This window comes from Pseudomonas sp. KU26590, assembly GCF_026153515.1.
In the GTDB taxonomy this organism is placed as follows: Bacteria; Pseudomonadota; Gammaproteobacteria; order Pseudomonadales; family Pseudomonadaceae; genus Aquipseudomonas.
The window spans coordinates 5,618,042-5,630,127 of sequence record NZ_CP110644.1 but is presented as its reverse complement, the minus strand read 5'-3'; the positions used below and the strand labels follow the sequence as shown (position 1 = coordinate 5,630,127).

The 12,086-nt window shown below is 61.4% G+C and carries 9 protein-coding genes; 3 read left to right on the top strand and 6 right to left on the bottom strand.

Annotated elements, in window-relative coordinates:
- Nucleotides 1-28: 28 nt before the first annotated feature.
- From OKW98_RS25010 to OKW98_RS24990, 5 genes are all read right to left on the bottom strand, one after another.
- On the bottom strand, nt 29-1,597 hold the full coding sequence (locus OKW98_RS25010; protein WP_265387108.1) for an amino acid ABC transporter permease/ATP-binding protein: 1,569 nt from the start codon (nt 1,595-1,597) through the stop codon (nt 29-31).
- Nucleotides 1,598-1,764: 167 nt separating this feature from the next.
- Nucleotides 1,765-2,583, bottom strand: a complete 819-nt coding sequence (locus OKW98_RS25005) for an ABC transporter substrate-binding protein (protein ID WP_265387107.1) — start codon at nt 2,581-2,583, stop codon at nt 1,765-1,767.
- 74 nt (nt 2,584-2,657) lie between these two features.
- Complete coding sequence (locus tag OKW98_RS25000; RefSeq protein WP_265387106.1) at nt 2,658-3,722, bottom strand: isopenicillin N synthase family dioxygenase; 1,065 nt, start codon at nt 3,720-3,722, stop codon at nt 2,658-2,660.
- A gap of 13 nt (nt 3,723-3,735) precedes the next feature.
- Nucleotides 3,736-4,587 carry a sugar phosphate isomerase/epimerase family protein gene (locus OKW98_RS24995; protein ID WP_265387105.1) on the bottom strand — a complete coding sequence of 284 codons (852 nt, stop codon included), beginning with the start codon at nt 4,585-4,587 and terminating at the stop codon, nt 3,736-3,738.
- Nucleotides 4,588-5,037: 450 nt separating this feature from the next.
- Nucleotides 5,038-5,985, bottom strand: a complete 948-nt coding sequence (locus OKW98_RS24990) for a LysR family transcriptional regulator (RefSeq protein ID WP_265387104.1) — start codon at nt 5,983-5,985, stop codon at nt 5,038-5,040.
- A gap of 412 nt (nt 5,986-6,397) precedes the next feature.
- On the opposite strand from OKW98_RS24990, the gene OKW98_RS24985 reads away from it, so the two are divergent.
- The 3 genes from OKW98_RS24985 to mmsB all read left to right on the top strand — a co-directional run bounded on the left by OKW98_RS24985 (nt 6,398) and on the right by mmsB (nt 10,355).
- Nucleotides 6,398-7,726 (top strand): MFS transporter, encoded by a 1,329-nt coding sequence (locus tag OKW98_RS24985; protein WP_265387103.1) that lies wholly within the window; start codon nt 6,398-6,400, stop codon nt 7,724-7,726.
- Between the two features lie 57 nt (nt 7,727-7,783).
- Nucleotides 7,784-9,310 carry a CoA-acylating methylmalonate-semialdehyde dehydrogenase gene (locus OKW98_RS24980; protein WP_265387102.1) on the top strand — a complete coding sequence of 509 codons (1,527 nt, stop codon included), beginning with the start codon at nt 7,784-7,786 and terminating at the stop codon, nt 9,308-9,310.
- Nucleotides 9,311-9,467: 157 nt separating this feature from the next.
- Nucleotides 9,468-10,355 (top strand): 3-hydroxyisobutyrate dehydrogenase, encoded by an 888-nt coding sequence (gene mmsB / locus OKW98_RS24975; RefSeq protein ID WP_265387101.1) that lies wholly within the window; start codon nt 9,468-9,470, stop codon nt 10,353-10,355.
- A gap of 247 nt (nt 10,356-10,602) precedes the next feature.
- Here mmsB and argH read toward each other — a convergent pair whose 3' ends face one another.
- Nucleotides 10,603-12,036, bottom strand: coding sequence for an argininosuccinate lyase (gene argH, locus OKW98_RS24970; RefSeq protein ID WP_265387100.1), 1,434 nt, complete (start codon nt 12,034-12,036; stop codon nt 10,603-10,605).
- Nucleotides 12,037-12,086: the final 50 nt, after the last annotated feature.

Here is a 12,086-nt window from a genome sequence, read left to right as displayed (position 1 = left end):
TTCTGCCCGGCGCTGCTGCAGTGGATGATTAACCGAGTTCGCCAGCAAGCCGGCTCCTAATGACGGTTTGTGGGCTGAGTGAAGGGGAGTCAAGCCCCATGAACGTGCGCACGCGCGCGCCGCACTGGTCGGCAAGAATCGTCTGCGGCGCGGCGTCGACCTGTACGATGCCGTTTTCCATGAAGATCACCCGGTCGGAAATCGACAAGGCGAAGTCCATCTCATGGGTCACGATGAGCATCGTCATGCCTTCCTTCGCCAGGTCGGCGATGACCCTCAGCACGTCGCCCACCAGCTCCGGGTCCAGCGCAGACGTCGGCTCGTCGAACAGCATGATCTGCGGGTCCATCGCCAGTGCCCGGGCAATCGCCACGCGTTGCTGCTGACCACCGGATAACTGATGCGGGTATTTGTGCGCGTGGGCCAGCAGCCCGACCTTGTCGAGCAGGACGTAGGCACGCTGCTCGCTGACGTCCCGGTCGCGGCCGTGATAACGCGGCGCGAGGGTCACGTTGTCGAGAATGGTGCGGTGGGGGAACAGGTTGAAGTTCTGAAACACCATGCCGATGCGCTGCACGCCACGGCGGATCTGCGGCGCGTTGGGGGTGTCGCCGGCGTGAATGTAGCCTTCGCCAAACAGGATGATTTCACCCTTGTCGATGGTCTCCAGGCTGTTGACCGTGCGAATCAGCGAGGTCTTGCCCGAACCTGATGGGCCGATGATGGAGATCACCTGACCGGCGCCCACCTCCAGATTGATGCCCTTGAGCACTTCATGCTGCCCATAGCTTTTGTGGATGTTGACCAGTTGCAGCGCCGGCGCCGAGCCCGGACCGGTTAGCGGCTGACGCGTCACTGTGGGCTGCGTGACCAAGCTGGCGCGCAGGTGAGTCAGGGCAGTGTCGTCGAGGGTCTGCGGCTTGCGGTTGCTCAGCTCCAGGTGCTGCTCCAGCCAGTGAAACAGCCAGCCGAACACCGTCACGATCATCACGTAATACACCGCGACGGCTGACAGCGTTTCCATGACCAGAAAGTTTTGCGCGTACAGGCGTTGGCCCACGGTCAGCAGTTCGGTGAGGGAAATCACTGACACCAGCGAGGTCAGTTTCACCACGGTGATGTATTCATTCACCAGCGTTGGCAGAGAGATACGAAATGCCTGGGGGATGACGATCAGACGCTGCATACCGATCAGGCCAACACCCAAGGCGCGGCCCGCTTCCTTCTGGCCCTTGGCAACGGAAATCAGGCCACCGCGGTGGATCTCCGCCATGTACGCCGCTTCCGTGACTACCAGCGCAAGAAGGCCCGAATAGAAAGGGTTGGAAAGCACGTCGCGGGTGACCGGAAACATCTGCGGCAGGTTGTAGGTAAACACCACCAGCACCAGCAGCGGGACACTGCGGAAGAACCAGATATAAATCGACGCCGGCACGCTGATCCAGCGCGCGGTCGAAAGCTTGGCCGACGCCAGCAGGAAACCCAGCAGCATGCCGATGAACCAGCCCAGCGCGCTGAGCTCGATCACGGTGATGCAGGACTCCCAGAAGTCAGCGACCGAGAACAAAGAAAAAAAGTAGGACCATTCGAATTGCATACACACACCTCAGCAGGGCGGGGCCCGGCGGGATTCTCTTATCAAACACGATCCCTTGTAGGAGCGCGCTTGCTCGCGATGACTTAGGTACAGTCGCTACATCTTTATTGTCTGTCCGGGCCAATCGCGGGCAAGCGCGCTCCTACAGAAGGGCAAGCATCAAGCCGTCAGTTGGCGGGTTCTTCCAAGTTGTACCGCTTCAGCAGCGCCGCGTATTCGCCGGATTTTTTCGTCTCGTCGAAGGCCTTGAGCAGCGCCTGATACAGCTCGTCATTGCCCTTCTTCACGTAGATGCCAAGCGTTTGCTGATAGATCGAATGCTCGGTGCTGACCACCACGCGACCCTTGGTGCGTTCGGCGATCATGCCGGCGGCGCCGTCGATTTCCACTTGCGCCTGAACGTTGCCCGACAGCAGCGCCTGGGTCACTTCCGGTGCCGACGGGAATTCGCTGACGGCGACCGGGCCTTTGCCCTTCGGCACGCAGTATTCGGCGGACAGCTTGTTGAACTGGGTGACCCACGTGGTGCCTTTTTCCAGCCCGATTTTCAGCCCGCACAAGTCTTCCGGCACCTTGGGTTTGAGCGGACTGTCCTTGAGCACCATGATCGCGGCGCCCGTTACGGCGTAGGGGATGGTCTGGGCCTGGGTCTGGCGCTCCGGCGTGATGTACATGCCCGAAATGATCGCGTCGTAGTGACCGGCATTGAGGCTGAGGATCAGGCTGGAGAACTTGGTGTCGACAAACTCCGCTTTGAGGTCCATGTGCTTGGCGAGCAGGCGCGAAAGGTCCGGGTCGGCACCGACGACATTTTTCTTCTCGTCGTAGGATTCGAACGGCGGGTAGGTGATCTCCATGCCGACCTTGAACTGCCCGGGCGTCACGGTGGTGGCCGCCTGCGCGGCGGTGGCAGCGAGCAGGGATGCACCGAGTACGGCGGAGGCAAGCACGGTCAAGCGGACAGCAGTGTTCAAAGTGTTGCGCATCGTCGGCGACTCCACGTCAGAAAGGTAGGGCTGGGTGTGTTGAGTATTCGGGTGGAACAGAGGGACGCATCGCATCACGATGGGTCCTGTGTCTGGCTCTTCAAATGGCCGAAGCTCGACGGCTTGCGCGCCTTTTCGTACAGCTTGAGTTCACCGTTCTCGACCTTGCGCCGCAGGTACTGGTAGGTCTGCAACGCCTGACCGAACATGTGCTCGCCGATGGTGATTTCTTCGTAGTCGGCAGTGCCCTTGTCGAACTGCGCAAGGGGCTTGATCTGGGTGTGGAAGTCGCAAGCGAAGAACAGCGGAAACGAATAGCGCTCCTCACTGACCGTGCGTACCCGGTGAGCCGTAGCAACGAACGTACCAGCGGTCATGACCTCCAGCATGTCGCCGATGTTGACCACAAACGCGCCGTCTACCGGCGGCGCGTCGATCCACTGCCCCAGATCGTTCATCACTTCCAGTCCGGGCTTGTCGGCCAGCAGCATGGTGAAGCACTCGTAATCGGTGTGCGCACCAATTCCGGGCGCATCCTGAGCGGCACCGTCGAACGGGTAATGGATCAAGCGCAGCTTGGAAGGCGGGCGGGTGACCATCGCCTCGAAGTAGCCTTCCTCCAGGCCCAGCGCCAGCGCGAAGCCGTCGAACAGACGGCGGCCCAAGGCAAACGCTGCGGCGTAATACGCTTCTACCGCAGGACGAAAACCGGGCAGGTCCGGCCATTCGTTGGCGCCGATCAGCGGGGTTTTGGCGATCACCAGCGGGTCGTCATCGCCCACTTCAAAACCGATATCGAAGGCCTCTTTGTGGTCTGGCTTGCCCTTGGCGTACACCTCTTCGCCCTCGGGCACGAAGCCTTTGTGGCTGCGCGAAGTGCCGATGTAATGCTGCATTTTGTAGTCGAGGGATTGGGCGAACAGGCTCTTGGCGGCCTGGCGCAGACCGTCGATCAACGACGGCGCGATGCCGTGATTCCTGACGTACAGAAAACCCACTTCCCGCGCCGCCTTGCCCAGTTCGTCGGCGACGGCCTGACGCAGCGCGATGTCGGAGCTGAACAGCCCGGCGATATCAACCACGGGAATACTGCTGAAATTAGCGACCTTCGGGGCTGCCCCGTGCGACGGATCTGGCATGACGAAACGCTCCTTATCGGCTTGTTGTGTGGGTGAAGCGCTGGAAATGTTCGCGTTCGGTGTGGCCCATCCACAGGTTCAGCGACCAGAGATCGGCCACCGGCACATCGGTGAAGGGCAAATGATGCAGATAGCCGTCGGCGCCGAATTCGGGCGTCATTGTGCTGACCTGATAGCCTCGCGCCTGCTGGGATTTCCACACGGCTTCCCAGTGCTGCTGATGGAAAGTCAGCTCGCGGGCGTACTCGGGGGCAGCGGGATGGGGGACTTGCGGACCCTGGTCGTAACCGACCCGGGCCTGAATGTGATGGACGCGTTCGACGAATGCGCTGAGGTCGTCTTCCGGGTCGTCGAGCAAACGCTCGCAAGTGACGAGCCAGTGGCTGATGTCGCTGGTGAAGCGCAGATCCGGCAGTTGGCGGATCAGCTCAAGGGTGACCCACGGATTGAACAGCGAGCGCGCGCGGTGGGTTTCGAAGGTGACCGTCTGCCCATGCTTGCGCGCCACCTCCAGCGCCTGACCGAAGAAGTCCACCTGCTGCGGCAATTGCCAGCGATCGTTGCCGGCCAGTACGTTGACGAAGCGTGGCGCCAGTTCGCTCGACCAGGCGAGCTTCTGTTCCAGATCGGTGAGGTGCTCTGCGGTCGTCGCCGATTGCTCCGGAAGGACGTCGTAGGCAGTGAAAACGGTGGCGATGTAAGGCACGTGATTGGCGCGCAGGAAGGCGCCGAATTCCGCGCGCTCAACCGGTGTCAGCGGCAGGCGTGCTTCCATGCCGTCGAACCCGGCGTCCAGCAGCTCATCCAGCGCCTGGGCCTTGCTGGCGCGGTAGCCCCAGAGCGTACGGAAGATTTCCAGTTTCATCGAGCGTCCTCAAAGATTGCGTCGTGCGGCTGACGTGCGACCCCAGACAGGCCTCCGCCACGGCGCAGGCCGGAGCGGGCTACAGCGGCAGTCACATCAGAAAAGGCAATCTTCGGGCCGTGTCTCTAATGGACGGGCTCCTTTATTGCGGCCGATCTTAGATTCGGCCGATGAACGGGAAGAATAGGAAAGCTCAAATGCATAGTTCAGAGATTTCTGAACTATGGTGGGGAGGGGCAGAGCAGACGTTCGGACGTGTGTAGGAGCGCGCTTGCCCGCGAAAAATGCATCAGACGCCATTGATGTGTCTGATGCAACGCCATCGTTGGGATGCGATCCAGAAAAAGCCCTATTGCTTGTAGCGTCCGATCCCGATCCGACACATTGAGGTCGGCTGTCCAGGTGCGTTCGCCAGCAAGCCGGCTTCTACATTTTGCTGTGTCCGATCACTCAATCCACAAACGTCATCTGATCCGTCTCGCCCAACAGAAATCCCTGATTGCGCTCGGTGGCCTCACGGATGTAATCCCACAACAACGTAATCCGCTTGAGCTTTCTCAGGTCCTCCCGGCAGTACATCCAGAACTGCCGGGTGATATCCACCTCACTTTCCAGCACCGGCAGCAGTCGTGAATCCTGCGCCGCCAGAAAGCACGGCAGAATCGCCAGCGCTCGTCCCTGCAATGCAGCGACGTATTGGGCGATGACGCTGGTGCTGCGCAGGGTGGCATGGGCGCCGGGGAGTAGGTTGCTGAGGTAGAGCAATTCCGAGCTGAAGGCCAGGTCGTCGACGTAGCTGATGAACGGATGGTCGGCGAGGTCTTCGGTCTTGAAGATCGGCGCGTGGTTGTCGAGATAATCCTGGGTGGCGTAGAGCCTGAGTCTGTAATCGCACAGCTTGCAGCACACGTACGGCCCGTGCTCCGGACGCTCCAATGCGATGACGATGTCCGCCTCGCGCTTGGACAGGCTGATGAAATGTGGCAGCGGCAGGATGTCGACCGAGATAGCGGGATAAGTGTCGGTGAAGTGACTGAGTTGCGGGGTGATGAAGAAGCTGCCAAAGCCTTCGGTGCAGCCCATGCGAACGTGCCCTGACAGCGCGACGCCGGAGCCGGACACCTGCTCGCAGGCGATGTGCAGCGTGCTTTCGATGGACTCCGCAGCGCCCAATAATCGTTGGCCTTCCGCCGTGAGGATGAAACCGGTGTTGCGGGATTTCTCGAACAGCAGCGTGCCCAGTGACGTCTCCAGCGAGCTGATCCGGCGCGACACCGTGGTGTAGTCCACCGCCAGGCGTTTGGCTGCCGAACTGGCCTTGCGCGTGCGCGCCACTTCGAGAAAAAACTTCAGGTCATCCCAGTTAAGCGCGCTCAGGGACGTGATGTTTTTTTGCATGTTGAACCTGCTTTTATGTGCGTTCTTATTAGAAGTTTGCACATCTATACTCCGAAGCGCTGCCGGATCCTACCGACCCGTAACGACGCGATCTGTAGGAGCCGGCTTGCTGGCGAAAGCATTCTAGCCGGCGCTGCTGCGGTGGATGATTAACCGAGTTCGCGGGCAAGCGCGCTCCTACAGTTGATCTGCGCCAACTGCAAAATCTGCGAGGTACGCGAAACCTGTAGGAGCCGGCTTGCTGGCGAACACGTCGGGTCAGCGACAGCGATGTTTGATGACACAACGCGGTTCGCCAGCAAGCCGGCTCCTACGGAATCAGTGATCCACTGAGGACGAGTTCCAGGTTCAAATACATCCAGAAAACACACGCCATAACACCCTGCATAACAATAAATAAGCGGAGGAGTTTATGAAGAACGCTACTACGGCGGACGCTGGCGTACTCGATGCCAGCCCCGTGAAAAACGCACGATCCTACCGGCTTGCCGGTACGGCCAGCATGGCTGGCACGACCATCGAGTGGTACGACTTTTTCCTCTACGGCACGGCTGCCGCCCTGATCTTCAACAAAATCTTCTTCCCTGCACTGGACCCGATCATCGGTGTGCTGGCGGCGTTCGCCACCTACGCTGTGGGCTTTCTCGGCCGGCCACTGGGCGGCATCGTGTTCGGCCATTTCGGCGACAAGATCGGGCGCAAGTCCATGCTGCTGTTCACCCTGATGCTGATGGGCATTCCGACCATCATCATCGGCCTGATTCCCACCTACGAACAGATCGGCTACTGGGCTGCCGTGTTGCTTGTCGTGACGCGTTTTCTGCAGGGAATGGCGGTCGGCGGCGAATGGGGCGGGGCGGTGCTGATGGCCGTCGAACATGCGCCCGAGGGCCGCAAAGGTTTCTACGGCAGCCTGCCGCAAACCGGCGTCGGCGCGGGGCTGGTGCTGGCCTCGCTGGCGATGGGCATGGTGGCGAAACTGCCGGAGGCCGATATGCTCAGCTGGGGCTGGCGCATTCCGTTTCTCGCCAGCGTCGTGTTGCTGGGCGTGGGCTGGCTGATTCGCCTGAAAGTCCCGGAGTCGCCTGATTTCGAGAAGCTCAAAAAAGACAACATCGCCGTCAAGGTGCCGCTGTTCAGAGTGTTCCGCGAATACCCGAAAGAAACCCTGACCATCATCGGCGCGCGCACCGCCGAGAACGCCTGGTTTTACATGTCGGTGACCTTCGCGTTGGCATACGCCGCCAACCAGTTGCTCATCCCCCGCGCTGACGTGCTGAGCGCGATCACCGCCGGCGCTGCGCTGTCCCTGGTGACGATGCCGCTGTGTGGGCACCTGTCAGACAAGGTCGGTCAGAAACGTCTGTATTTCGCCGGGCTTCTGCTGCTCTGCGCTTTCGTCTATCCCTTCTTCGCCATGCTCGGCACCCGCGAGCCGCAGATGGTGTGGTGGGCGATGGTGCTGGCAGTCGGCGTGGTTTTCCCGATCCTGTACGCGCCGGAGTCTCTGCTGTTTGCCCGTCAATTCCCGGCGGAGATTCGCTACAGCGGCATCTCCGTTTCGGTGCAGTTGGCGGGCGTCCTGGGCGGCGGATTTGCGCCGATGATCGCCACGCAATTGCTCGCCATGGGCGGCGGCAGTCCGCGCTATGTCATCGCCTACCTGATCGGCATGGCGCTGGTGGCATTGGTCTGTACGGCGCTGATGAAGCGTGATCCTCCTCGTTATCGCGCTGCCTGAAATCGACTTTTTTCAGCGCGCTCAAGTCGGCGCGCTGCCTTGAATGGAGCAATGGCAATGAACGTGTCACTGAACAAGAACAACACCACCGTGGCCCACGTGAAGCTGCTGATCGGTGGTGAATGGGTTGAGTCGCAAACCACCGAATGGCTCGACGTGGTCAATCCCGCCACCCAAGAAGTGCTGGCCCAGGTGCCCTTCGCGACGCCGGCCGAGGTCGATGCCGCCGTCGCCGCTGCGCAGAAGGCGTTCAGCACCTGGCGGCACACGCCGATTGGCGCCCGCATGCGCATCATGCTCAAGTTGCAGGCGTTGATCCGTGAACACTCCAAACGCATCGCCGTCGTGCTCAGCGCCGAACAGGGCAAGACCATTGCGGACGCTGAGGGCGATATCTTCCGCGGCCTGGAAGTGGTCGAGCACGCGTGCTCCATCGGCACGCTGCAGATGGGCGAATTTGCCGAAAACGTGGCCGGTGGCGTCGACACCTACACGCTACGTCAGCCCATCGGCGTCTGCGCAGGCATCACGCCTTTCAACTTCCCGGCGATGATCCCGCTGTGGATGTTCCCGATGGCCATCGCCTGCGGCAACACCTTCGTGCTCAAGCCGTCCGAGCAGGACCCGATGTCGACCATGCTGCTGGTGGAACTGGCGGTCGAGGCGGGCGTGCCGGCGGGCGTGCTCAACGTCGTCCATGGCGGCAAAGAAGTGGTCGACGGGATCTGCACCCACAAGGACATCAAGGCGGTGTCCTTCGTCGGTTCTACGGCGGTGGGCACTCACGTTTACGACCTGGCAGGCAAACACGCCAAGCGCGTGCAGTCGATGATGGGCGCGAAGAATCATGCCGTCGTGCTGCCGGATGCCAATCGCGAGCAGACCCTCAATGCACTGGTCGGCGCCGGTTTCGGCGCGGCGGGTCAGCGCTGCATGGCGACGTCGGCGGTGGTCATGGTCGGCGCGGCGAAGCAGTGGATTCCCGACCTGAAGGCGCTGGCGCAGAAGCTCAAGGTGAATGCGGGCAGCGAGGCGGGCACCGATGTCGGGCCGGTGATTTCCAGGCGCGCTAAACAGCGGATTCTTGATTTGATCGAAAGTGGCGCTCAGGAAGGCGCCACCCTCGAACTGGACGGGCGCGGCATCACGGTGGAGGGCTACGAGGACGGCAATTTCGTCGGGCCGACGCTGTTCACCGGCGTGACCACCGAGATGCAGATCTACACTCAGGAAATCTTCGGGCCGGTGCTCGTGGTGCTGGAGGTCGACACGCTGGATCAGGCCATCGCGCTGGTCAACGCCAACCCGTTCGGCAACGGCGTTGGCCTGTTCACCCAGAGCGGCGCGGCGGCGCGCAAATTCCAGAGTGAAATCGATGTGGGTCAAGTGGGCATCAACATCCCTATTCCGGTGCCGGTGCCGTTCTTCAGCTTCACCGGTTCGCGCGGTTCGAAGCTGGGGGATCTGGGGCCGTACGGCAAACAGGTGGTGCAGTTCTACACTCAGACCAAGACCGTCACCAGCCGCTGGTTTGATGACGACAGCGTGAATGATGGGGTGAATACGACGATCAATCTGCGTTGAGTGCGACGCCCTGTTTTAGGCGCGCGCTTGCCCGTGAAAGCGATCTGCCTTTGAGGGGTGAGTTGATAGATACGACGCCATCGCGGGCAAGCGCGCTCCTACAAAGATCGTATTCCGTCAGTTGGTTTGAGCTGAGTTTTGAACAAGGAGAACAAGCATGAAAATCGCATTCATCGGCCTGGGCAATATGGGGGCGCCGATGGCGCGGAACCTGATCCGTGCCGGGCATCAGTTGCATTTGTTCGACGTCAACCAACAGGTCTTGTCCGAGCTGGCCGAATTGGGCAGCCGCGTCAGTGAGTCGCCCAAACATGCGGCGCAGGGTGCCGATCTGGTCATCACCATGCTCCCGGCGGCCGCTCACGTTCGCGCGGTTTACCTGAACGAAGACGGCGTATTGGCTGGCATCAGCGCAGGGGTGCCGGCGGTGGATTGCAGCACGATTGATCCGCAGACCATCCGCGATGTAGCGGCGGCTGCGGCGAAACAGGGCGTGATGGTCGGCGATGCGCCGGTGTCGGGTGGCACCGGTGGCGCGCAGGCCGGGACGCTGACATTTATGGTCGGCGCGAGTCTTGAGCACTTCGCGGTGCTCAAGCCGATCCTGGCGCAGATGGGCCGCAACATCGTCCATTGCGGCGACGTCGGCACCGGTCAGATCGCGAAGATCTGCAACAACATGCTGTTGGGCATTTCCATGATCGGCGTGGCAGAAGCCATGGCACTGGGCAATAGCCTGGGCATCGACACCGGCGTGCTGGCGACCATCATCAACAGCTCGACCGGGCGCTGCTGGAGCTCGGAAATGTACAACCCGTGGCCCGGCGTCGTGGAAACCGCCCCGGCGTCGCGCGGCTACACCGGAGGGTTTGGCGCGGAGCTGATGCTCAAGGATCTGGGCCTGGCAACCGAGGCCGCCAAAGCCGCGCGCCAACCCGTGATCATGGGTGCGCTGGCGCAGCAGCTGTATCAGGCGATGAGTTTGCGCGGTGATGGCGGTAAGGACTTTTCGGCGGTGGTTGAGGGGTATATCAAGAAAGGCTGATAGCACGGCCAAGAACGATCATCAACGTAACTGCCGAGTACCCAATGTAGGACCGGCTTTAGCCGGGAAGAGGCCAGCATCAACACCCGCAATTTTGCGGCGTGGCATCCGACGCCTTCCCGGCTAAAGCCGGTCCCACACTATGCACGCGGTCAGTCAGTGGAACCGGCTTTAGCCAGGAAGAGGCCAGCACCAATACCGTAATTTTGCGGTGTGACAACCGACGCCTTCCCGGCTAAAGCCAGTCCTACAGAGCGGCGCGCGGGCCGCTGTAATCCTTGGCCCACTTCTCCTGCGTCACCAAATGCTGTTTAAACCGCGCGATCTGCTCGGCTACGCGCACCGGCGACGTTCCGCCCCAGCCGCTGCGCGCCGCCAGTGCGGCCTCCAGCGTCAGGCTCTCCAGCACCTCCGGCGTCAGGCGCGGGTCGGTGTCGGCGAGCATCTTCGGCGTTAGCTCCGGCAGCCCGATGTCCTGCGCCTCACACAGCTGAACCAGCTGCCCGGTGATCTCGTGGGCTTCCTTGAACGGCACGCCGCGAACGGCCAGCCAATCGGCGACTTCGGTTGCCAAGGTAAAGCCTAGCGGCGCCTGCCGCAGTAACTCGTCCTTGCGCACCTTCATGGTCCGGACCATACCGGCGAAGGCGGGCAGCACCAGATTCAGTGTGTCCAGCGCGTCGAAGATGGCGTGTTTGTCTTCGCTCAAATCCCGGTTGTACGACAGCGGCTGCGCCTTGAGCACGGACAGAATTGCCGTCAGCGAACCAATCAAGCGGCCGGATTTCCCCCGGGCCAACTCGGCGATGTCCGGGTTCTTCTTCTGCGGCATGATCGAGCTGCCGGTGGCGTAGGCATCGTCCAGTTCGACCCAGCGAAACTGCCGCGACGTCCAGATGCAGAACTCCTCGGCCATGCGCGAAATGTTGATCCCCAGCATGCTCGCGCAGAACAGAAACTCGGCCACGTGATCGCGGCTGGCGACGGCGTCGATGGAGTTTTCACAGGGCCCGGCGTAACCCATTTCCGCCGCTGAACGTTGAGGATCGCGGGCAATGGCGGAACCGGCCATGGCGGCGGCACCGAGGGGCGAAAGGTTGAAACGCTGATCCCAATCATGCAGGCGCTGGATGTCACGATGAATCGCCTGGGCGTGGGCCATCAAATGGTGACCGAACACAATCGGCTGCGCTTGCTGCAAGTGGGTGAAACCCGGCGCGATGGTCTCGATATGCGCTTCGGCCTGGCTCACCAATGCCTGCTGCAAGTCGAGAATCGACAGGGTCAGCACGCGAATTTGGTCACGCAGAAACAGCCGCATGTCGTTGGCCGTCTGATCGTTGCGCGAGCGCCCGGCGCGAAGCTTGCCGCCCAGTGCGCCGAGGCGTTCGGTGAGCAGGCGCTCGATGAAGGTGTGTACGTCCTCATCGGCGCGAATGGGTTGAATCGTGCCGGCAGCAAAATCCTCGTCAATCGATTGCAGCGCGTCGATGATGCGGCGTGTTTCATCGGCGTCCAGCAAACCGGCGCGCTCAAGCTCGTGGGCATGGGCCTTGGACCCTGCGACGTCATAGGGCGTCATGCGGAAATAGACGGCGGGCGAGCGTGACAGGTTGGCCATCGCTTCAGCCGGCGCTGACTTGAAGCGCGCCCCCCACAGACGATCCGTTGCATCGGACATATGCATTCCCCCTCAAACATTTGATTGCTGGCGAGCCAGGCGTCGCCGAC

What these genes read in the sequence shown, in the direction of transcription:
- OKW98_RS25010 (WP_265387108.1), bottom strand. Translation starts at nt 1,597, where the DNA reads ATGCAATTCGAATGGTCCTACTTTTTTTCTTTGTTCTCGGTCGCTGAC.
- OKW98_RS25005 (WP_265387107.1), bottom strand. Translation starts at nt 2,583, where the DNA reads ATGCGCAACACTTTGAACACTGCTGTCCGCTTGACCGTGCTTGCCTCC.
- OKW98_RS25000 (WP_265387106.1), bottom strand. Translation starts at nt 3,722, where the DNA reads ATGCCAGATCCGTCGCACGGGGCAGCCCCGAAGGTCGCTAATTTCAGC.
- OKW98_RS24995 (WP_265387105.1), bottom strand. Translation starts at nt 4,587, where the DNA reads ATGAAACTGGAAATCTTCCGTACGCTCTGGGGCTACCGCGCCAGCAAG.
- OKW98_RS24990 (WP_265387104.1), bottom strand. Translation starts at nt 5,985, where the DNA reads ATGCAAAAAAACATCACGTCCCTGAGCGCGCTTAACTGGGATGACCTG.
- OKW98_RS24985 (WP_265387103.1), top strand. Translation starts at nt 6,398, where the DNA reads ATGAAGAACGCTACTACGGCGGACGCTGGCGTACTCGATGCCAGCCCC.
- OKW98_RS24980 (WP_265387102.1), top strand. Translation starts at nt 7,784, where the DNA reads ATGAACGTGTCACTGAACAAGAACAACACCACCGTGGCCCACGTGAAG.
- mmsB (WP_265387101.1), top strand. Translation starts at nt 9,468, where the DNA reads ATGAAAATCGCATTCATCGGCCTGGGCAATATGGGGGCGCCGATGGCG.
- argH (WP_265387100.1), bottom strand. Translation starts at nt 12,036, where the DNA reads ATGTCCGATGCAACGGATCGTCTGTGGGGGGCGCGCTTCAAGTCAGCG.